Here is a 21,302-nt window from a genome sequence, read left to right on the forward strand (position 1 = left end):
AACAAATGTAAGCGTGGGGGACCATGTTTTCCTCAGCGAGTATGGCGAATGCGCGGATTCAACACGCCGTACAACAGATCGACAACCAGGTTCACGACGATCACGAGCGTCGCGATCATCAGAATGCCGCCTTGCACGACCGGATAATCGCGGCGCGAAATGGCGTCGATGAGCCACTTGCCGACGCCCGGCCACGAGAACAGCGTCTCCGTCAGCACCGCGCCCGCGAGCAGCGTGCCGACCTGCAAGCCGATCACGGTCACGACCGGAATCAGCGCGTTGCGCAGCGCATGCACGACGACCACGCGCAGCGGCGAAAGCCCCTTCGCGCGCGCCGTGCGGATGTAGTCCTCGCGCAGCACTTCGAGCATCGACGAGCGCGTCATGCGCGCGACCACCGCGAGCGGAATCGTGCCGAGCACGATGGTCGGCAGAATCAGATGCGAGAGCGCCGACGTGAACGCGCCTTCATCGGTCGAAAAAAGCGAATCGATCAGCATGAAGCCGGTTACGTGCGGAATGTCGTATTCCACCGCGATGCGGCCTGACACAGGCGTCCAGCCGAGCTTCGCCGAGAAGAACATGATGAGGATCAAGCCCCACCAGAAGATCGGCATGGAGTAGCCGGTGAGCGCCGTGCCCATGACGCCGTGATCGACCGCCGTGCCGCGCTTGAGCGCCGCCGCCACGCCCGCCGGCAAGCCGACGACGAGCGCGAAGATCATCGCGCAGATGGACAGCTCGACGGTCGCCGGAAAGCGCGCCATGAATTCGCCCATCACGCTCGTATTGGTGATGATGGACGTGCCGAGATCGCCCTTGAGCGCATGGCCGACATAGTGGAAATATTGAAGCGGCAGCGGCTGGTCCAGCCCGAGGCGCTTCATGGCTTCGGCGTGGGCCGCCGGGTCCACGCCCCGTTCGCCCATCATGACTTCGATGGGATCGCCCGGGATCAGGTGGATGAGCGCGAACGCGAGAATCGTAATGCCGATGAACGTCGGTATCACCATTCCTATGCGTCGCAAAACGAATCGGAACATGATCGCCCTTTGGTTCGTTCTTGGGGATAAATACGCTACCGGCGGCCGGATCGTTTCGATCCGCGCCGCCGGACGTGTTTCGACTAGTTAAGGTTTAGTGCAAAAAGCATTCCGCCAGCAAGACTTACTGCAGGCCGACGCCATCGAAACGCACATAGCCAAGCGGCTCGATCTTCATGTTCGTCACCTTCTTGCTGACCGGCTGATAGACGGTCGAATGCGCGATCGGCGAGAACGGCAGTTGTTGCGCGAAGATCTGCTGCGCGTCGGTGTACGCCTTCGTGCGAGCGGCCACATCCGTCGTGGAACGGCCCTTCACGACGAGATCGTCGAACGGCTTGTAGCACCACTTCGAGAAATTGCTGCCCTTCACCGCGTCGCAGCCGAGCAGCGTGCCGAGCCAGTTGTCGGGGTCGCCGTTGTCGCCCGTCCAGCCGATCAGGAGCGCGTCGTGTTCGCCCGCGTGCGCGCGCTTCAGATACTCGCCCCACTCGTACGACACGATGTTCGCCTTCACGCCGATCTTCGCCCAGTCGGCCTGGATCATCTCGGCCATCAGACGCGCGTTCGGGTTGTAGGCGCGCTGCACGGGCATGGCCCACAGCGTGATCTCGAAGCCGTTCGGGAAACCGGCTTTGCTAAGGAGTTGCTTGGCCTTCGCGGTGTCGTATGCGTTCGCCTTCAGGTTCTTGTCGTAGGACCACTGCGTCGGCGGCATCGGTGCGGTGGCCGGCTGACCCGCGCCCTGATACACGGAATCGATGATCGCCTTCTTGTTGATCGCCATGTCGAGCGCGCGGCGCACGTCCGCGTTGCCGAGATTGCTCTTCGTCACGTTATACGCAACGTAGCCTTCGTTGAAGCCGGCCTGCGACGGCGTATCCACATTCGACGCCGACTTCAGCGCGGAGATATCGCCCGGGCGCGGATAGCTCATCACCTGGCACTCGTTGCTCTTCAGCTTCTGCACGCGCACGGCAGCGTCCGGCGTGATCGAGAAGATCAGCTTGGAGATTTGCACTGCGTTCGGCTTCCAGTAATCCGGATTGCCGTCGAAGCGAATGGTCGCGTCCTTCGTATAGCTGCGGAAGATAAACGGGCCGGTGCCGAGCGGATACTGGTTGATGTCCGCGGCCTTGCCGTCCTTCAACAGCTTGTCCGCATATTCGGCGGAGAGAATGGAGGCGTACTCCATCGCCATGTTCTGAATGAACGGCGCGCTCACTTCCTTCAGCGTGAACTTGACGGTGTACGGGTCGACTTTTTCGATCTTCGAGATCAGCTTGTCGAGGCCCAGGTCCGTGAAGTACGGGAACTGCACGTTGTACGCCTTGCGGAACGGCTGATTCGGGTCGAGCATGCGGTTGAACGTGAAGAGCACGTCGTCCGCGTTGAATTCGCGCGTCGGCTTGAAATAGGACGTGGTCTGGAACTTCACGCCGTGACGCAGATGGAACGTGTACGTCAGGCCGTCCGGCGAGACTTCCCATTTTTCCGCGAGACCCGGTTCCACCTTCGTGCCGCCGCGCTCGAATTCGACGAGGCGGTTGTACACGGTGAACGTGTTCGCGGTGAAATCGGTGCCGGTGGTGTACTGCGCGGGATCGAAACCGGCGGGGCTGCCTTCCGAGCAGTAAACAAGCGTCTTGTTCGGGATTGCCGCGTTCGCGGCGCTCGCCGCGAAAAGCGTTGCCGTGGCGACGGCGCCCATGAGCGCCGACATGCGGGCGACTCGCAACAGGCCATTTTTCTTCATGTTTCCTCCAAGTCAGTGCCGACTTTTGGCCGGCGTAGCGCGATCTTACTTGATCGCGTCCTCCGCTTTGTTAGCGGACGAAAAAACCGGCCGCAACACTAGCACGAACAAATATGACGTGGGTAGACAGTTTTCCCCACGATGCAGGCGGATCGGGCTTCTGCGAAAAAGCGCGTCACGCCACGGATGCAGGGCGAAGAAGGAAAGCGCGCAGAGTTGCGCGAGAACGAGGAAACGTGCGGCGCGGGCTGAGTGCGCGAGGTCGGAAGCGGATGCGTGGCACCGGCATTCGACGGGCTGCTGGTCGCAAGCGAATCTGAGGACTCTGGACTGTCAGGCGAAGTGCCGTAGCGGGGTCCGCGGGTCACTGTTCAACGGAGGGAAAGAATGAACCGCGCGGCGAGCGCCGCGCGGGTGATGCAGGAAACGCGAGAGTCAGGCGCTTTGGAAACCGAGCCGTTCGCAGATGGTCCTGGTCGCGGCCGCGCCGTTGAGCGTGTAGAAATGCAGTCCGGGCGCGCCGTCGTCGATCAGGCGACGGCACAGGCCCGTCACCACGTCGAGACCGAACTCGCGAATGGACTCGCGATCATCGCCGTAGCTTTCCAGGCGCCGCGCGATCCACCTCGGCACTTCCGCGCCGCACATGTCGGAGAAGCGCATGAGCTGCGAGAAGTTCGTGATCGGCATGATGCCCGGCGTGATGGGCACGTCCACGCCCAGCTTCCTCGCTTCGCCGACGAAGCGGAAATACGCGTCCGCGTTGAAGAAGTACTGCGTGATCGCGGCGTTCGCGCCCGCCTTCACCTTGCGCGCGAAGTTCTCCATATCGGCGCGCGGCGAACGCGCTTGCGGATGAAACTCCGGATACGCGGCCACCTCGATATGGAACCAGTCGCCGTGCTCCTGGCGAATGAACGCGACCAGTTCCGACGCATAACGCAGTTCGCCGAATTCGCCCATGCCCGAAGGCAGGTCGCCGCGCAACGCGACGATATGGCGAATGCCGTGCTCGCGGTACGCGCCGAGAATCGCGCGCAGGCTTTCGCGCGACGAGCCGATGCACGACAGATGCGGCGCGGCCTGCAAGCCTTCGGCCGCCATTTCGAGCACGGTATCGAGCGTGCCTTGCTGCGTAGAGCCGCCCGCGCCGAACGTCACGGAGACGAACTTCGGCGCGAGCCTGGCGAGCTCCGCGCGGGAAGCGCGCAGCTTCTGCACGCCTTCCTGCGTCTTCGGCGGGAAAAACTCGAATGAGAGTTCGATGGGTTTCATGATGATGTGCGCGCAGAAAGCGCGGCGGCTAGCCGAAGTTGCGCTGCCCGAACACGAGCGCCGACAGGAGCCACGACACGATGCTGTAGAGAATCGAGCCGAAGAACGCCGACCAGAAACCCGAGACCTCGAAGCCCTTCAGCAGCGACGAGCACAGCCAGAAGCACAGTGCATTCACCACGAGGATGAAGACGCCTAGCGTGAGGATGGTCACCGGCAACGTCAGGATAATGAGCACCGGACGCAGCACGGCGTTGATCAGCCCGAGCACCACCGCGACAATCAACGCCGTGCCGAAACTGCGAATGTGAATGGACGGCACGAGATAGGTGATGATCAGAAGCGCGAGCGCGTTGATCAGCCATGTCAGCAGCACGGTCATCGAGGGTTCTCCGGTTTGTCGTCGTTCGGGCAAAGCGCGGCGCGGATGCATGCGCATCCGCGCCGGCCCCGCCGCCGCGTGCGATTAATAGCGGTAGTGGTTCGGCTTGAACGGACCGTTCTTGTCGACGCCGATATAGCCTGCCTGCTCGTCCGACAGCACGGTCAGTTCCGCGCCGATGCGGCCCAGATGCAGGCGCGCGACCTTCTCGTCCAGATGCTTCGGCAGCACGTACACCTTGTTCTCGTACTTGTCGCCTTGCGTGAAGAGTTCGATCTGCGCGAGCGTCTGGTTCGTGAACGAGTTCGACATGACGAACGACGGATGGCCCGTCGCGCAGCCGAGATTCACGAGGCGGCCTTCGGCCAGCAGAATGATGCGCTTGCCGTCCGGGAAGATGATGTGATCGACCTGCGGCTTGATGTTGTCCCACGTGTACTGGCGCGTGGAGGCAACGTCGATTTCCGAATCGAAGTGACCGATGTTGCAGACGATCGCGTTATTGCGCATCGCCTTCATGTGGTCGTGATTGATGACGTGGTAGTTGCCGGTCGCCGTCACGAAGATGTCGGCCTTGTCGGCGGCGTATTCCATCGTCACGACGCGGTAGCCTTCCATCGCCGCTTGCAGCGCGCAGATCGGATCGATTTCCGTGACCCACACCGTTGCGCCGAGCCCGCGCAGCGATTGCGCGCAGCCCTTGCCCACGTCGCCGTAACCGGCCACGACCGCGATCTTGCCCGCGATCATCACATCGGTCGCGCGCTTGATGCCGTCCACGAGCGACTCGCGGCAGCCGTACAGGTTGTCGAACTTCGACTTCGTGACCGAATCGTTCACGTTGATGGCCGGGAACGGCAGGCGGCCGTCCTTTTCCATCTGATACAGGCGATGCACGCCCGTGGTCGTTTCTTCCGTCACGCCCTGGATGTGCGCGAGGCGCGTGGAGTACCACGTCGGATCGGCGTCGAGGTGCTTGGCGATCGACTTGTACAGCGCGACTTCTTCCTCGTTCGTCGGCTTGGCGATGACCGAGCGGTCTTTCTCCGCCTTCGAGCCGAGGATCAGGAGCAGCGTGGCATCGCCGCCGTCATCGAGAATCATGTTGGCGAACTCGCCGTTCGGCCACTCGAAGATGCGGTGCGAGAATTCCCAGTACTCGTCGAGCGATTCGCCCTTGAAAGCGAACACCGGCGTGCCGCCATCGGCGATGGCGGCGGCGGCGTGATCCTGCGTCGAGAAGATGTTGCACGACGCCCAGCGCACGTCCGCGCCCAGCGCCTTCAGCGTTTCGATGAGCACGCCGGTCTGGATGGTCATGTGCAGCGAGCCCGCGACGCGCGCGCCCTTGAGCGGCTGCTGCGCCTTGTATTCTTCGCGGATTTGCACGAGACCGGGCATTTCCGTCTCGGCAATGTCGAGTTCCTTGCGGCCCCATGCGGCGAGCGACATGTCGGCGACAACGAAATCCTGGGTGTTGTTGGAATCGAGAACTGCGGCGTTCATCACGCCCTCCTTTCTAAAAAAGACTAGAAATGTTGACGTGAGCGCCGTTCGAATGCGGTGGCTCGGCGGGCGCACAATGACGCGCTTTCGAACCGTCCGGATTGAATGCCACCGAGCCTGGCGGATGAGGCTTTTTGCAAGCCGCTCAACCGTCGCAACGCTCCTCGGGGGCGAGTGGCGATTGTAGCAAAGTCTTATTGGATCGTTTGCGTTTCAGCACACGCTGATTCAAATCTTCGACGCCGCGTGAGCCGCATTTACCGATGCGCGCATCTAAAACGGCAGCGCGGAGAGCGCCGGCGCGAGCAGCACCATCACGACGCCCGCGATCATCATGGTGAGGCTCGCGACCACGCCTTCTTCGCTGCCCAATTCGCGCGCTTTCGCCGTGCCGACGCCATGCGCCGCCGCGCCGAAAAGGGCCCCGCGCGCGAGCCGCGTGCGCAGCGGCACGAGCGCGAGCACGATCTCGCCGAAGAGCATGCCGCAGACGCCCGTCGCGATCACGAAGAGCGCGGTGAGGTCTTTCGGCGCGTGGATCTTGTCGGAGACGACGAGCGCGAACGGCGTGGATACCGAGCGCGTTGCAAGGCTGCGCTGCAATTCCGGCGACAGATGCAGCAGCTTCGCGAGCGCGAGCGACCCGCCCACGGCAACCAGAATGCCGACCGTGACGCCGACCGTCAGCGAGATCCAGTGGCGCTTCAGGAGCGCGCGGTACTCGTAGATCGGCACCGCGAACGCGACGGTGGCCGGGCCGAGCAGCCACATGAGCCAGCGCGTATCGGCGAAGTAGACCGAATACGGAATGCGCGCCGTCACGACGATCAGCGCGAGCACGGCCGGAGCGGAAAGCATCGGCGTGAGCCACGGGCTGCGGAATCGCGCGTAGAGACGCTTGGACGCGAAGTACAGCGCAACCGTCAGCACGAAGCAGCCGGCGGCGATCAGGCGCGCGGCCTCGTCGGCGAGAAGCGAGGCGTAGAAGTGGTGCATGGACGTATGGTCAAGCGCGAGCCACGTGACGCGCGACGAGCGCGCGGCGCAACGCGAGACGGCGTTCGAGGCGCGCGGCGCGATCCACGGCGAACGCGACGGCGACCATCACCATCAGCGTGCCCGCGACCACGACGAGCGCGAGCCGCCAGCCGTCTTCCATGAACAGGCCGCCGTACTGCACGGCCGCGACCGCTGCGGGAATGAAAAACAACAGCATGTCGCCGAGCAGCCAGTCGGCGCCTGCCTTCACCCATCGCGGCGCGATGCCGCCGCAAAACAGCAGCGCGAGCAACGCGACAAGGCCGACCACGCCGCCCGGCACCGGCAACGCGAGCTTGCGCGCGACGAAATCGGCGACGAACCAGATCACCGCGATGCCGCCCGCCTGTACTGCGACGAGGGCGAACCGGCTGATAGCGGCGCGAGCAGGGTTCGTGGCGCTTGCATTCGAGAGGACGGCGGACATGGTGTGGTGTGCGATCAGGGTTAACCTGTAGCCGAGTATAGAGGCGTCATTTCCATAATTAAAATGACTTAACCTTATCCGCTTCATTCCAATTCGGAATTCGAGGCTGATCATGGAACTGCGCGCGTTGCGGTATTTCGTCGAAGTCGTCAAACAGAAGAGCTTTACCGCCGCCGCCGAGCACATGTTCGTCACGCAGCCGACCATCAGCAAGATGGTGAAGGCGCTCGAAGACGAAGTCGGCTCGCCGCTGTTGTTGCGCGAAGGCCGGCAGATGGTGCTGACCGATGCGGGACAGATCGTCTACCAACGCGGCGTGGACGTGCTGGCGGCGCACGCTCGTCTGGAGGCGGAACTCAACGACCTCGGCACGTTCGGGCGGGGAACGCTCACCATCGGCATTCCGCCGATGGGCGGATCGCTTTTCACGCCCGCCATCGCGGCGTTCAGGCGGCGGTATCCGAAAGTGGAGCTAAAGCTGTTCGAGCGCGGGTCGAAGGCGATCGAGGCCGCGCTCATGGACGGCGAACTGGAACTGGGCGGCGTCCTGCAACCCGTCGATACCGCCATGTTCGACGTGTTGCCGGTCAGCCGTCAGCTGCTATGGCTCGTCGCGCCGAAAGGCGCGCGCTGGGAGGACGTGCGCGAAGTGCCGCTGGCGGATCTCGCTGCCGAGCCGTTCGTGTTCTACGGCGAAAGCCTGGCGCTCAACGATATCGTGATGAACGCGTGCCGCGCGGCGGGCTTCACGCCGACCATCGTCGGGCGCAGCGGGCATTGGGATTTCATGGCGGCGCTGGTGCAGGCGGGAATCGGCATTGCGCTGCTGCCGGCGCCGTATTGCCGACGCCTCGACACCGACGCGTTCACGTGCCGCCCGGTTGTCGCGCCGGAGATTCACTGGGACATGGCGCTCGGCTGGCGGCGCAACGGCTATCTGTCGCATGCGGCGCGAGCGTGGATCGAGGTTGCGCGTGAAGTGCTGCCCGCCAACCTCGATCAGGACTTCATGGCCGATGGCTTCGCCCGCACGCGGGGCAAGAAGGCGGACGCGGGCGAGTGATCTTCGTTGCGAGGAAACGCGCCCGCATTGCTCGGCCCGGTCAGTTGACTTCCGTGAACTCGATGCGGCGATTCGCCATGCGGCCCGCCGGCGTCGAGTTGTCGGCAATCGGATTGACCTCGCCGAGACCCTCGGCCTTCAACGAACCGGCCGGAATGCCGTGCTTCACCAGATAGCCGCGCACGGCTTCCGCGCGCTTCTTCGACAATTCGACGTTCAGCGCCGCGCTGCCGGTGTTGTCGGAATAACCGGCGATTCGCAGCATGATGGGCGCGCCGTGAGCGTCGCAGTCTTTCAGTGCCTGCGCCGACTTCGCGAGCGCGGCCATCGCGCTTGCGGGCGGCGTATTGGAACCGGTGCGGAAGTTGATGGGCTTGAGGTTCAGCATTCGCGCGATGGCGGGTGCCGAGCAGGTTTCCGCAGTTGCCGGCGCGGATGCAGGCGCGGCCGCCGATGCCGCCGATGCAGCATCCGAAGCCGCCGCGTCCGGACGCGCCGAAGCGAGACCGATGCTCCAGCCCGAGCCGAACAGCGCCCTCAGCTTTTCCAGCCAGCCGAGTTTGGCGTCAGCGGCCTTGCCGGCCAGTTCGATCTTGTCGCCGTCGATCTGCACGCGCGCGCCCGGCAGCGTCATGACGGGCACGAGGGTGTCCAGTTTGTCGAGCCAGGCCGAAGGTTTCGTGTCCGGGTCGACCGAGACGTTCGCGTGGAACTTGTCCGCGCCGAACCTGGCCGACAGCAGGTCAATCAGCCGTTGACGCTCCTCGTCGCTGCCGACGGTCGCCTTGACGGTCGGCACGCCCGACGCATCGACGGTGATCGCGGCGAGCGCGTTCTTGCCCGGGAGCAGCGTCGGCATGGACGCTTGGCTGGCCACGGCCGCGCCGCTCGCCACGGCGTCGGACGACGCGGCAGCAACAGCGGAATCCGAAGCCGCCCCGGAAGCCGCGCCCGACGCCGACGCGTCCGCTTGCGCATCCTGCGCGGCGTCTTTGGGCTTGTCTTCCGTCGAGCAACCGCGCGCGACCAACGCCGCGAACAGTGCGAGCGCTGCGGCGTTCGCCACCCACAGCCACTTGCGCCTGTTCGACTTCTCCTTGGTTTCCTCGCTCTCGGGCGCGGGGTACAAGTCGCTATGAATCGGGAACGCGGCGGCTTCCTGCGTGGACGGATGCTCCAGATGCGACGACACCGCCTTCAGCCGCGACGCCACGCCCGCCAGAAACGCGCCGACCGAGCCGAGGCCGAGCGCCTGCGCGAAGGCGTCCGTCATGTTGGCGCGAACGACAGGCAACTGGTGCCCGAGCAGCGTGGGCAACTGGCCGACCTGACCGTTGTGCTGCGTGAAGTGGCGCTTGAGCAGCCCGAGAAGGGTCGCGCCGACCACGCCGGCCAGGACGCGCGTGACGTGCGCCGGTACGCCCGAGTAGTCGGCAATGCGTTCGCTCAGCGCGTTGACGTTGTCGTGCGAGGCGACCGCGCCGTCCACCGAAGCGCTCGTGGCCAGCAGCGTTTGCATGCCGTCGTCGTTCAGCACGAAGTGCGGCAGTTCTTCGGCGATATGCGTATTGACGGCCGGCGACATGACCGCGTTGAACAGATTGCGCGCGCCGTCGAGCGACGACGCCTTGTTCATCATCGAGCCGATGAGCGCAGGCCCGCACAGCGACACGACGCGCTTGGCGGATTCGGGCGCGCAGCCGACGCGCGCGGCGAGATGCTGCAACACGCTTTCGTTCAAAGCGCCCTGCACCGACTGATTGAGGTTGATGCTCATTGAAAATGACTTCCAGAAAAGCGTTGTTGCACCGGGCCGAGCGCCCGATTCAGGCCGAACGATTATAGGTTCGGGGTCCTGCAAGTCGGCATGGCGGACTGAACAATCGGATTTGTCTCAGCTCTCGTTCCTTTAGGACTGCGCCTCAGAAAACTTGTCGTCGCTGTGACAACCGGGCGCTCGCGTCCGGTCGCCAATGAAGAGAGCGATGCCTCTACCCGTGCGCCGAAACGCCGGCCTATGATTCATGAATTCGAGATGGCTCCGACGCCGCCCGAGACAGGAGACCGCTGTATGAATGCTTCATCCGCCGATGCACCCGCCAGCCGGTTCGGTCAGACGCACGAGGTCACGAATCAGGCGCCGCCGCTCGAGCGTTACGACGCGTTCGCCACCGATTGCGCGCTCGCGGCGGCGGTCGAGCGCGAAGGCGCCGGCTGGCACACCGACGCCCTCTCGCGCGACGGCTGCGCGCTCACGCAGCCCGATGTTCTCGCGCTCGCCGATCTGGCCAACCGCCATACGCCGGAACTGGCGACGCACGATGCGCGCGGCGAGCGCATCGACGCAATCGAGTTTCATCCCGCGTGGCACGAACTTCTGCGCCGGTTGCGGCACGCTGGCCTGCACGCTTTGCCGTTCGAACCGCACGCCCGCGCCGGCTCCATGGCCGCGCGTTGCGCCGGCTACTTTCTGCACGGCCAGCTCGAATCCGGTTCGCTGTGTCCGGTCACGATGACTTTCGCCAGCATTCCGGTGTTGCGCAACGAGCCGGCCTTGTACGCGCGGCTCGCCGGACCGCTGCTGTCGCGCGAGCACGACCCGCGCGACATTGCGCTCGAAGCCGGCAAGCGTTCGATGATGATCGGCATGGGCATGACCGAGAAGCAGGGCGGCTCCGACGTGCGCAGCAACCGCACGCGCGCCGAGCCGCTCGGCGCGGGCGGGCGCGGCGGCGAATACCGGCTCGTCGGCCACAAATGGTTTTTCTCCGCGCCGCAGTGCGACGCGCATCTGGTGCTCGCGCGCGCTTCGGCCGAAGGCGGGCTGTCGTGCTTCTATGTGCCGCGTTTCACGCCGGACGGCCGCAAGAACGCGGTTCACGTGCAGCGTCTGAAGGACAAGCTCGGCAATCGCTCGAATGCGAGCAGCGAGGTCGAATTCTTCGATGCCTACGGCGTCATGGTCGGCGAAGAAGGGCGCGGCGTGCCGACGATCATCGAAATGGCGAACTTCACGCGGCTCGACTGCGTGATCGGCAGCGCGGCGCTCATGCGCGCGGCGCTCGTGCAGGCGATTCATCACGCGCGGCATCGGAGCGCGTTCGGCGCGCGGCTCGTCGATCAGCCGTTGATGCGCAACGTCCTCGCGGATCTCGCGCTGGAATGCGAGGCCGCGACGCTCCTGTTCATGCGGCTCGCGGGCGCGTTCGAACGCAGCGCGGCGGCGGGCAGCGCGCCGACCGAGCGCGCGTGGCGGCGCATCGTGACGCCGGCGGCGAAGTTCTGGGTCTGCAAGCGCGCGCTCGAATTCACCGGCGAAGCCATGGAAGTCTGGGGCGGCAACGGCTATGTCGAATCCGGCCCGATGGCGCGTTTCTATCGCGAAGCGCCTGTCAATTCGATCTGGGAGGGCTCGGGCAACGTGATGTGCCTCGACGTGCTGCGCGCGTTCGAGCGCGAGCAGGACGCGGCGCATGTGCTTCTCGACGATTGGCGCGACGCGGCATCCGCGCATCCGGCGCTGGGCGCGGCGCTCGGCGCGCTCATCGGGATGCTGACGGGCGATGCATCGGAACGAGAAGCGTCGGCGCGGCGCATCGCGCAGCAATTGGCGCTGTGCGCGCAGGGCGTGTTGCTCGCGCGTCACGCGCCGGAGGACGTGGCGCAGGCGTTTATCGAGACGCGTCTCGGCGACGCACGCGGCGAAACGGGGCGCGTCTACGGCACGCTGCCGGCGCGCTTCGACCATGCGAGGATCATGGCGCGGGCGTTTGCAGATTAGCGAGAAGCAGCGGGCCGCCCTTCATCGCACCGCGCGCCCCTCCTCCCGCAGGCGACGCACGCGGCGAAACGGGGCGCGTCTACGGCACGCTGCCGGCGCGCTTCGACCATGCGAGGATCGTGGCGCGGGCGTTTGCAGATTAGCGAGAAGCAGCGGGCCGCCCTTCATCGCACCGCGCGCCCCTCCTCCCGCAGGCGACGCACGCGGCGAAACGGGGCGCGTCTACGACACGCTGCCGGCGCGCTTCGACCATGCGGGGATCGTGGCGCGGGCGTTTGCAGATTAGCGAGAAGCAGCGGGCCGCCCTTCATCGCACCGCACGCCCCTCCTCCCGCAGGCGACGCACGCGGCGAAACGGGGCGCGTCTACGGCGCGCTGCCGGCGCGCTTCGACCATGCGAGGATCGTGGCGCGGGCGTTTGGGGGCTAGTGCGACGGCGGCGGCGCGAAAGCGCGCGCCGAGGCTTTCCCGTCGCAGAGAAAGCAGCAGCAATCGACAATGCTTGCGGGCGGGGAACAGCGTCGCCGCCGACGCGCGACCACCCTTACCGCACCGCCCGCCCCGCCTCCCGCAGCGGCTCTTCGTTCTCCAGCCGATACACCCACGAAAGCAGTTCGGCCACCGCCTGATACAGCGCAGGCGGAATATGCGCGTCGAGGTCCACCTGCATCAGCAGCGAGACCATGTCCGGCGATTCGTGCACGTAGACGCCCGCCTCTTTCGCGCGCTGCACGATCATCTCGGCGACGATCCCGTAACCCTTCGCGACGACGCGCGGCGTCGCTTCGCGATTGCCGGCTTCGTAGGTGAGCGCGGTCGCCTGCTTGCGGCCATACGGCGTGCTCATGTCGCGCCTCCTTCATTGCGCGGCGACGCGCGAAACAGATGTTCGAGCGGCGATCGAACCGGCTTCGGCGCCGCGTGGCCTGCGTCGTGCGCGAGCTCGGTGCCTGCCGCGCCGTCGATCGAGCGCACCGAAAACGACGCCAGCGCGATGCCCGCCGCATCCAGTTGACGCGCGAACGCCGCGCCGTCCGCCGCGAGCCGGGCCGCGCCCTTGTCGCTCGCATTGATGCGCGCGACGAGCTTCTCTCCGCTCAAGACCAGTTCGGCGTCCACCGTGCCAAGCGCAGGCAGGGACAGCGTGATGCGGGTGCGCCACGCGCGCTCGTCCGCCGCCGGTTCCGGCGCGCGGGCATCGCGCGGCTCGCGGGCGATTTCCCATTCGAAGCGCGTGCCCGGCCACGCCTCGCCCTGCCAGCGGAACTGCCCGTTGGCGAGAAGATCGAGCTGCTGGCGCACGATGTCGAGCGTGGCCGGATGCACGCCCGCCGCCACCGAAGCCTGCATCGCCGACCCCGAACCGGACGGCGCGGGCTGCGCGCTCGCACTGCTGGCGCTCGCGGCTCCGCTCTGCGAATTCGAAAGGGCCGACGCGGGCGCGTCGCGCACCGACGCGGCGAGCGCCGCCGCCTGCTGCGGCGTCTGCGGCATCTCGACGGCGCGCGCGGGCGTCGGCGCGGCGACGTCGTGAAGATCGGGGAAAGCGGGCGACGCGGAAAACGCCGGCGCGGCATGCGCCGCGTCCTGCGCGCCTTCGCTCGCGAAATCGAACGGCAGCGACAGCACGCGCGGATCGACGCGGGCCTGCGGCTCGTTGCCGAGCGAGGCTGCGGTGCGCTGGCCTGCGAGCCATTGCGCGAGATGCGATTCGTAGAAGAGTCCGCTCTCGCCGACGGTCTTCGCCAGCTCGCCCGCCAGCACCGACGCCGGCAGCGGCGGTAAGTTCTGGCTCGCGGCGCGCGCCGCGGCGACGGCGGCGGCGTTCGACGAAAAAGCGGTATCGAAAAGGCCGGTGGTGAGCGCGGCGAACGCGCTCGCGGGGCGCGGCGGCGTCGGCCACAACGGCGCGTCGCCGATGACGGCCGACGCGGTGCCGGACAAGCGCGAGATCACGTCGAGCGTGCGCGCGACGCTGGAAAGCTCGGTCTGCGCCGATGCCGCCGGGCCCGCGCCCGCTGCGCCGGATTCGGGCGTGTCGGGCGTATCGACCGTGGCGGACGTGCCCGCCTGCGTCGTCGTGCGTCCCGCGGCGGCGCCCGCCGCGCCGTTCACCGCGTCGGCTGCGCGGATCGCGGAAAGGACGAGGTCCGAGCGGCCGGCCAGGAGCGTTGCTATCGCGGAGTCGAATCCTGTCATGCCGAGATTCCTCAAGTACGTCCGCGAAGCCTCGCGGCGTGTCTGCCTAACGCAGTCCTATCATCTTTTTGAGCACGCGCGCCGGACTGTTGACCGCGAAGAGCGCGGACAGGCGCGCGAGACTCGGCGATGTCAGGTCGCGGATGGCGGCGTCGTCGGCGAGAATCTTCTTCACGAGGTCGAGCTTGCGTGCCCGCGCGGTCTCGTCGAGCGCCGATGCGTGATCGGCGTCCTTCAACTGCTCGACGAGGTCGCGATACGTGCCCTGCATCGCCTTCAAATCGCCCAGGTCGCCTTCGCGCGCCGCTCTCAGCATCTGGGAGGACAGCGCGGCAATGGCTTCGTAGTGAGCGAAGTATTCTTCTGTCGTTTTCATTCTTCTGCGGCAGTCGCCCACCGATTTTCGTTCAGACGGCCGCGGCGGTCATTTGCGCCACTTCCGGTCCGATACCGACCCACGCTTCCTCGAGCGTCGCCAGCAGATTGTCGACTTCCACGAGCATCGTCTCGCTCTGCTCCATGTTCGCCTGCAAGAGACGCCGCGTCATGTACGAATAGAGCGCGTCGAGCCGCTGCGCGATTTCGCCGCCCGCGTCCTTGTTGAGCGCCTGCTGAAGCCCGCTTTCCACGATGCTGATTGCCTTGCCGATCGCCTGGCCGCGCGCGCCCACGTTGTTCTGCTGCGTGTGCATGCGCGCCTGCGCGATGGCCTGCCGCGCGCCTTGATAGAGCATCACGATGAGCCGGTGCGGGCTGGCTCCCATGACGCCGGTCTGAACGCCGACGCGCGCATATGCGTTGGCTCCCGCCTGTCCCTGCGAAAACATCGATGGCTCCTGTCTCGACGACTGTTACGGCTTTTCGCCCCGGCCGGCCGGCACGCGCGCGTTCGCGCGTGTCTCGGCCCCGTGTCGTCCCGTGCAAATCCATGCAGCCGGCGAGCGTGGCCCGAAGCCCTCACCCGCGCCGCCTGCAACCTGTATCCCCCGCGACGCGGGGCACGCGGCATGTCGCCGTGTCGCTCCCGCGTCTGCCCCGGTTTTTTCCGGCCTGCGAACATCCGCGCCGGCTCGAAATACGAAGGCGCGGCTCGCTTTCGCGAGCGAACCGTCGTTCGCCGGGCTGCTAACGGGGTTATCGGAGAAACGCGCAAAAGCTTTAGGGCGCAAGGGTTTGAGGGCGAAAACCAGGAACAAAGCCACGCTCGAAAAGGCAGGATCGGAACGGTCCGCGGCGCTCGCCGGGCGTTAGACGGAGATCTGCATGATGTCGTTGTACGCGCTCACGAGCTTGTTACGCACCTGCAAGCCGAACTGGAGGCCGACGTTGGCCTTCTGCATGTCCACCATCACGTCGTTGAGCGAAACGTTCGGCGCGCCGATTTCGAATGCATGCGCCTCGTTGAGCGCGGTCGTCTGGTTGGCGCTGATCTTGTCGATGGACGACTTGAGCGCGTCCGCGAAGCTGCCTGCGGTCGCCGCGCCCGAACCTGCGCTTTGTCCGGTCACCGCGCCGGACGCCACCGTGGCCGCGCTGCCCGCGCCGCCGGCGGCCTGCGCCGACATCGACTGAATGGCGCTCATCGCGGCGGAAAGCGGATTGATCGGAAAGTTCATATTGACTCCGTGTGACAGCAAATTGATGCAGGACCGTGGAAATGCCGGCGTCTCGCCGGCTCGGACGGGCCGGTAAAAATGGCTCGTCCGGGTATGAAAAAGATTAGCAGCGGGCCCCGTTTCGAAGCGTACGAAGAACGGGGAAAACCCCGCTCTATTCACCGAATCGACTTGCGAGGTAGTGCGGATAATCCATCTCGTGAAAAGACTTCCTCAACCGCGGACGACACTGCGGCGCGGGAAGAAGCCAAGATTCGGAGCTTCGACGCTAATGGAAACGCCCAACAACTCATTGATCACGCCCGACGCCAGAATGGGCCTGGCGGGTGCGCAGCCGGGCGCGGCAGGTGCGCCCGCGGCGGGCGCGGGCCTTTCCGCCGGCGGTTTCGCGCAGCGGGTGCCAATGCTTTCGCAGTTTCGCTCGAACCCGCGCGTGCCGCTGATCGTCGCCGTCGCGATTCTGGCGATGGTCGTCGCCGGCCTCGTGATGTGGTCGCGCCAGCCGGACTACCGCGTGCTGTTCAGCAATCTGTCGGACCGCGACGGCGGCGCGATCGTTACCGCGCTTCAGCAGGGCAACATTCCCTACAAGCTGTCCGACGGCGGCGGCGCCATTCTCGTGCCGGCCGAGCAGGTTCACGAAACGCGTCTGCGTCTCGCGAGCCAGGGCTTGCCGAAAAACGGCTCGGTCGGCTTCGAGCTGATGGACAACCAGAAGTTCGGCATCAGCCAGTTCGCCGAGCAGATCAACTACCAGCGCGCGCTCGAAGGCGAGCTGGAGCGCACCATCGGTTCCATTTCGTCGGTGAAGTCGGCGCGCGTGCATCTCGCCATTCCGAAGCCGAGCGTGTTCGTGCGCGACAAGGAACTGCCGACCGCCTCGGTGATGGTGAATCTCTACCCGGGCCGCGTGCTCGACGAAGGGCAAGTGCTCGCGATCGCGCACATGGTGGCCTCGGGCGTGCCGGACATGCCGGTCAAGAACGTGAACATCGTCGATCAGGACGGCAACCTGCTCACGAGCCAGAGCGCCGTCAACGGCCTCGACGCGTCGCAGCTGAAATACGTGCAACAGATCGAGCACAACACGCAAAAGCGCATCGACGCGATTCTTTCGCCGCTCTTCGGCGCGGGCAATGCGCGGTCGCAGGTGAGCGCCGACATCGACTTCTCGAAGCTCGAACAGACCGCCGAAAGCTACGGCCCGAACGCCAACCCGCAGAACACGGCGATCCGCAGCCAGCAGTCGAGCGAATCGAGCGAAACGTCGGGCAGCGGCGCCTCGGGCGTGCCGGGCGCGCTCTCGAACCAGCCGCCGCAGCCGGCGTCCGCGCCGATCGACGCCGCCGCGTCGGGCACGACCGCGACGCGTTCCACGCCGAGCAATCTGCGCAAGGACACCACGACGAACTACGAAGTGGATCGCACCGTGCGCCACTACGAGCAGGCGACGGGCGGCATCAAGCGTCTGTCCGTGGCGGTGGTCGTGAATTACGAGCGGCAGGTCGATGCCAAGGGCAACGTCACGATGAAGCCGCTCGCCGCCGACAAGCTCGCGCAAGTGCAGCAGCTCGTGAAGGACGCGATGGGCTTCGACGAGAAGCGCGGCGATTCGGTCAACGTGGTGAACAGCGCGTTCACGTCGGACTCGGACCTGACGCCCGCCGTGCCGTGGTGGCGCACGCCGGACATGATTGCGCGCGGCATCTCGCTCGCGAAGTACGTGGGTATCGGCATCGTCGCGCTGTTCCTGTACTTCAGCATGGTGAAGCCCGCCATGCGCCGCGCGTTCCCGCCGCCGCCGGAAGAAGCGCCCGCGCTCGCCGCACCGGACGAACTCTCGCTGCTGGACGGTCCCACGCTCAACGGCGAAGCGAAGCAGGACGAAGACAAGGATGCCGAGGTCAGCCTCCTCGGTCATGAAAGCAACAAGGCCAAATTCGATCGAAATCTCGACTACGCGCGAATGGTCGCGCGGCAGGACCCGAGAATCGTTGCGACGGTCGTGAAGAACTGGGTGTCCGATGAACGCTGAAGGTCTCAATAAAGCCGCGCTCCTCCTGATGTCGATCGGAGAGGAAGAAGCCGCCGAAGTTTTCAAGTATCTCGCCCCGCGCGAGGTGCAGAAGATCGGCGCGACCATGGCGGCGCTCAAGAACGTGACGCGCGAGCAGCTCGACAACGTGCTGACGGAATTCGTCGGCGAAGCCGAGAAGCACACGGCGCTTTCGCTGGATTCGAGCGAGTACATCCGCTCGGTGCTGACCAAGGCGCTCGGCGAGACAAAGGCCGGCGCGTTGATCGACCGCATTCTGCAAGGCAGCGATACCAGCGGTATCGAAGGTCTCAAGTGGATGGACTCGGGCGCGGTCGCGGAACTCATCAAGAACGAGCATCCGCAGATCATCGCGACGATTCTCGTGCACCTGGACCGCGATCAGGCATCCGAAATCGTGTCGCTCCTGAACGACCGCCTGCGCAACGACGTGCTCCTGCGCATCGCGACGCTCGACGGCATTCAGCCCGCCGCGCTGCGCGAACTCGACGACGTGCTCACGACGCTGCTTTCAGGCAGCGACAACCTGAAGCGCGCGCCGATGGGCGGCATTCGCACGGCGGCGGAGATTCTCAACTTCATGTCGAGCAATCACGAAGAAGGCGTGCTTTCGAACGTGCGCGAGTACGACGCGGAACTGGCGCAGAAGATCATCGACCAGATGTTCGTGTTCGAGAACCTGCTCGACCTGGAAGACCGCGCGATCCAGTTGCTGCTGAAGGAAGTGGAGTCGGAAACGCTGATCGTGTCGCTGAAGGGCGCGCAGCCCGCGCTGCGCCAGAAGTTCCTCTCGAACATGTCGCAGCGCGCGGCCGAACTGCTCGCCGAAGACCTCGATTCGCGCGGTCCGGTGCGCGTGTCGGAAGTCGAGCAGCAGCAGCGCAAGATTCTCCAGATCGTCCGCAATCTGGCGGAAAACGGCCAGATTCAGCTAGGCGGCAAGGCGGAGGACGCGTATGTCTGACGCCGCCACCCAGAACCGGGGCGAGAAGGCGCCCGTCTCCGCGTATCAACGCTGGGAGATGGCGTCGTTCGATCCCGTCACCGTCGACAACAGCGCGGCGGAACAGGCGGCGCTCGAAGCGCATCTGCGCCGCATCGAGGAAGACGCGCACGCGCACGGCGTCGCGAAGGGGCACGTCGCCGGTCAGGCGCTCGGCTATCAGGCGGGCTTCGAGCAAGGCCATGCGAAGGGTTTCGAGGACGGCCGCAAGGAAGCGCTCGCGCAGGCCGCGCAACTCGCGCAGATCGCCGATGCGTTCAAGACCGCGCTTCAGGCCGCCGACGCCGCCATCGCGGAAACGCTGGCCGCGCTGGCCGTCGATATCGCGCAGCAGGTCGTGCGTCAGCATCTGGCGCTCGATCCGACCGCGCTCGTCGCCGTCGCCCGTGAAGTGATCGCCGCCGAGCCGGAGCTCGCGGGCGCGCCGACGCTCATCGTGAGCCCGGCCGACCTGCCGATCGTCGATTCGTATCTGAAGGATGAACTGGAATCGGCGGGCTGGACGGTGCGTCCGGACCCGGCAATCGAACGCGGCGGCTGCAAGGCGCACGCCGCGACCGGCGAGATCGACGCGACCAACGCGTCGCGCTGGGAACGCGTCGCTGCCGCGCTCGGGAGGAGCAAGCCGTGGTGAACCATCGCATCACGCAGGACGGGCTGTCCGCGCTGGAACAGGAAATCGCGCGGGCGTCGTTCGGGCCGCTCGCGAGCGAAGAGGCCGCAAGCGACGCCACGCCGGACGCGCACGCCGCGCACACCATCGCCGAACTGGCGAAGCTCGCGGGCAATCCGCACATCGATGCGTGGCGCGACAAGCTCGACGCGATGAAGTCGCGCAACGCCATCGCGAAGCCGCTGCGTCCGTGCGGGCGTCTGACGCGCGCCGCCGGCCTTGTGCTCGAAGCAGTCGGGCTCAAGATGGGCGTCGGCTCCGAATGCATGATCGAACTGCCGCCCGGCAGCGCGATCCCGACCGCTGAAGCCGAAGTCGTCGGCTTCGCGGGCGACAAGCTCTTTCTGATGCCGACCACCGAGATGGGCGGCCTCTTGCCCGGCGCGCGCGTGTATCCGCTGGAAAGCGCGCCGATCAACGATCCGATGGCGGGCGCGAAGCGTCTGCCGGTCGGCTGGGAAATGCTCGGCCGCGTGGTCGATGCGTCCGGCCGTCCGCTCGACGGGCTCGGCCCGCTCGGCGCGAAGGTGGATGCGCCGCTCGCCGCGCCGGTCATCAACCCGCTGAACCGCGAGCCGATTCACAAGGTGCTCGACGTTGGCGTGCGCGCGATCAACTCGCTGCTCACGGTCGGGCGCGGCCAGCGCATGGGCCTGTTCGCGGGTTCCGGCGTGGGTAAGTCAGTACTGCTCGGCACGATGGCGCGTTATACGAGCGCGGAAGTGATCGTGATCGGGCTGATCGGCGAACGTGGCCGCGAAGTGAAGGAGTTCATCGAGCAGATTCTGGGCGAAGACGGTCTCGCGCGCTCGGTCGTCGTGGCCGCGCCTGCGGACGTGTCGCCGGTGCTGCGGATGCAGGCCGCCGCGTACACGACCTCGCTCGCCGAATATTTCCGCGATCAGGGCAAGCACGTGCTGATGCTGATGGATTCGCTCACGCGCTACGCGATGGCGCAGCGCGAGATCGCGCTCGCGATCGGCGAGCCGCCGGCGACCAAGGGCTATCCGCCTTCGGTGTTCGCCAAGCTGCCGGCGCTCGTCGAGCGTACCGGCAACGGGCCGGAAGGCGGCGGTTCCATCACTGCGTTCTATACGGTGCTGACCGAGGGCGACGACCAGCAGGACCCGATCGCCGACTCGGCGCGGGCCATTCTGGACGGCCATATCGTGCTGAACCGGTCGCTGGCGGAGGCGGGGCATTACCCGGCTATCGACATCGAGCAGTCCATCAGCCGCGCGATGACTTCGCTCATCGACGAGAAGCATCTGGAGCGCGTGCGCCTCTTCAAGCAGATGCTGTCGCGCTATCAGCGCAACCGCGATCTCATCAACGTGGGCGCGTATTCGAGCGGCCGCGACGCGCTGCTCGACCGCGCAATTGCGCTGTATCCGCGCATGGAGTCGTTTTTACAGCAAGGTTTTCGTGAGCAGGCAAATTTCGAACCGAGTCTTGATTTGTTGCATCAGCTTTTCGACTAGTAT

19 protein-coding genes and 1 riboswitch are annotated in these 21,302 nt (G+C 65.7%); of the genes, 6 read left to right on the plus strand and 13 right to left on the minus strand.

What is annotated here, in order from left to right; genetic code table 11:
- Window positions 1-32 precede the first annotated feature (32 nt).
- The 7 genes from NCR37_RS12835 to NCR37_RS12865 form a co-directional block, all read right to left on the minus strand.
- Window positions 33-1,043: an ABC transporter permease subunit gene (locus NCR37_RS12835; protein ID WP_250473306.1), complete on the minus strand. Its 1,011-nt coding sequence runs from the start codon at window positions 1,041-1,043 to the stop codon at window positions 33-35.
- Between the two features lie 124 nt (window positions 1,044-1,167).
- A complete protein-coding gene (locus tag NCR37_RS12840) occupies window positions 1,168-2,799 on the minus strand; it encodes an ABC transporter substrate-binding protein (RefSeq protein ID WP_250473307.1) in 1,632 nt (543 codons plus the stop codon).
- Between the two features lie 435 nt (window positions 2,800-3,234).
- The gene (metF, locus tag NCR37_RS12845; RefSeq protein ID WP_250473308.1) at window positions 3,235-4,074 is read right to left on the minus strand and encodes a methylenetetrahydrofolate reductase [NAD(P)H]; all 840 of its coding nucleotides are present in this window, start codon (window positions 4,072-4,074) and stop codon (window positions 3,235-3,237) included.
- 28 nt (window positions 4,075-4,102) lie between these two features.
- Complete coding sequence (locus tag NCR37_RS12850) at window positions 4,103-4,456, minus strand: phage holin family protein (RefSeq protein ID WP_250473309.1); 354 nt, start codon at window positions 4,454-4,456, stop codon at window positions 4,103-4,105.
- Window positions 4,457-4,540: 84 nt separating this feature from the next.
- Window positions 4,541-5,962: an adenosylhomocysteinase gene (gene ahcY / locus NCR37_RS12855; RefSeq protein WP_250473310.1), complete on the minus strand. Its 1,422-nt coding sequence runs from the start codon at window positions 5,960-5,962 to the stop codon at window positions 4,541-4,543.
- A gap of 32 nt (window positions 5,963-5,994) precedes the next feature.
- Window positions 5,995-6,134, minus strand: a riboswitch (S-adenosyl-L-homocysteine riboswitch).
- Window positions 6,135-6,235: 101 nt separating this feature from the next.
- A complete protein-coding gene (locus NCR37_RS12860; protein ID WP_250473311.1) occupies window positions 6,236-6,958 on the minus strand; it encodes an LrgB family protein in 723 nt (240 codons plus the stop codon).
- A 10-nt stretch (window positions 6,959-6,968) separates the two neighbouring features.
- On the minus strand, window positions 6,969-7,427 hold the full coding sequence (locus NCR37_RS12865; protein WP_250473312.1) for a CidA/LrgA family protein: 459 nt from the start codon (window positions 7,425-7,427) through the stop codon (window positions 6,969-6,971).
- Window positions 7,428-7,539: 112 nt separating this feature from the next.
- Between NCR37_RS12865 and NCR37_RS12870 the strand changes: the two genes are divergently transcribed.
- A complete protein-coding gene (locus NCR37_RS12870) occupies window positions 7,540-8,490 on the plus strand; it encodes a LysR family transcriptional regulator (RefSeq protein ID WP_250473313.1) in 951 nt (316 codons plus the stop codon).
- Between the two features lie 40 nt (window positions 8,491-8,530).
- On the opposite strand, the gene NCR37_RS12875 is transcribed toward NCR37_RS12870, so the two are convergent.
- Entirely contained in the window at window positions 8,531-10,267 is a 1,737-nt protein-coding gene (locus NCR37_RS12875) for an OmpA family protein (RefSeq protein WP_250473314.1), read from the minus strand.
- A gap of 294 nt (window positions 10,268-10,561) precedes the next feature.
- Between NCR37_RS12875 and NCR37_RS12880 the strand changes: the two genes are divergently transcribed.
- Window positions 10,562-12,271, plus strand: coding sequence for an isovaleryl-CoA dehydrogenase (locus NCR37_RS12880; RefSeq protein WP_250473315.1), 1,710 nt, complete (start codon window positions 10,562-10,564; stop codon window positions 12,269-12,271).
- 544 nt (window positions 12,272-12,815) lie between these two features.
- On the opposite strand, the gene NCR37_RS12885 is transcribed toward NCR37_RS12880, so the two are convergent.
- The 5 genes from NCR37_RS12885 to fliE all read right to left on the minus strand — a co-directional run bounded on the left by NCR37_RS12885 (window position 12,816) and on the right by fliE (window position 16,086).
- Window positions 12,816-13,118: an EscU/YscU/HrcU family type III secretion system export apparatus switch protein gene (locus tag NCR37_RS12885; protein WP_206467213.1), complete on the minus strand. Its 303-nt coding sequence runs from the start codon at window positions 13,116-13,118 to the stop codon at window positions 12,816-12,818.
- Window positions 13,115-14,470 (minus strand): flagellar hook-length control protein FliK, encoded by a 1,356-nt coding sequence (gene fliK, locus NCR37_RS12890; RefSeq protein WP_250473316.1) that lies wholly within the window; start codon window positions 14,468-14,470, stop codon window positions 13,115-13,117. Before fliK ends, NCR37_RS12885 begins: the two co-directional genes overlap by 4 nt.
- 46 nt (window positions 14,471-14,516) lie before the next feature.
- Window positions 14,517-14,846 (minus strand): flagellar protein FliT, encoded by a 330-nt coding sequence (locus NCR37_RS12895; RefSeq protein WP_250473317.1) that lies wholly within the window; start codon window positions 14,844-14,846, stop codon window positions 14,517-14,519.
- Window positions 14,847-14,877: 31 nt separating this feature from the next.
- Window positions 14,878-15,297 carry a flagellar export chaperone FliS gene (gene fliS / locus NCR37_RS12900; RefSeq protein ID WP_175938522.1) on the minus strand — a complete coding sequence of 140 codons (420 nt, stop codon included), beginning with the start codon at window positions 15,295-15,297 and terminating at the stop codon, window positions 14,878-14,880.
- 420 nt (window positions 15,298-15,717) lie between these two features.
- On the minus strand, window positions 15,718-16,086 hold the full coding sequence (fliE, locus tag NCR37_RS12905) for a flagellar hook-basal body complex protein FliE (RefSeq protein WP_175938523.1): 369 nt from the start codon (window positions 16,084-16,086) through the stop codon (window positions 15,718-15,720).
- Window positions 16,087-16,357: 271 nt separating this feature from the next.
- Between fliE and fliF the strand changes: the two genes are divergently transcribed.
- The 4 genes from fliF to fliI are packed head-to-tail and all read left to right on the plus strand — an operon-like array spanning window position 16,358 to window position 21,299.
- On the plus strand, window positions 16,358-18,121 hold the full coding sequence (gene fliF / locus NCR37_RS12910; protein ID WP_250473318.1) for a flagellar basal-body MS-ring/collar protein FliF: 1,764 nt from the start codon (window positions 16,358-16,360) through the stop codon (window positions 18,119-18,121).
- Window positions 18,111-19,106, plus strand: coding sequence for a flagellar motor switch protein FliG (gene fliG, locus NCR37_RS12915; protein ID WP_248320701.1), 996 nt, complete (start codon window positions 18,111-18,113; stop codon window positions 19,104-19,106). Before fliF ends, fliG begins: the two co-directional genes overlap by 11 nt.
- Entirely contained in the window at window positions 19,099-19,779 is a 681-nt protein-coding gene (fliH, locus tag NCR37_RS12920) for a flagellar assembly protein FliH (protein WP_250473319.1), read from the plus strand. Before fliG ends, fliH begins: the two co-directional genes overlap by 8 nt.
- Window positions 19,773-21,299, plus strand: coding sequence for a flagellar protein export ATPase FliI (gene fliI, locus NCR37_RS12925; protein ID WP_250473320.1), 1,527 nt, complete (start codon window positions 19,773-19,775; stop codon window positions 21,297-21,299). Before fliH ends, fliI begins: the two co-directional genes overlap by 7 nt.
- Window positions 21,300-21,302: the final 3 nt, after the last annotated feature.

Source organism: Caballeronia sp. GAFFF1 (assembly GCF_023630705.1).
GTDB lineage: Bacteria > Pseudomonadota > Gammaproteobacteria > Burkholderiales > Burkholderiaceae > Caballeronia.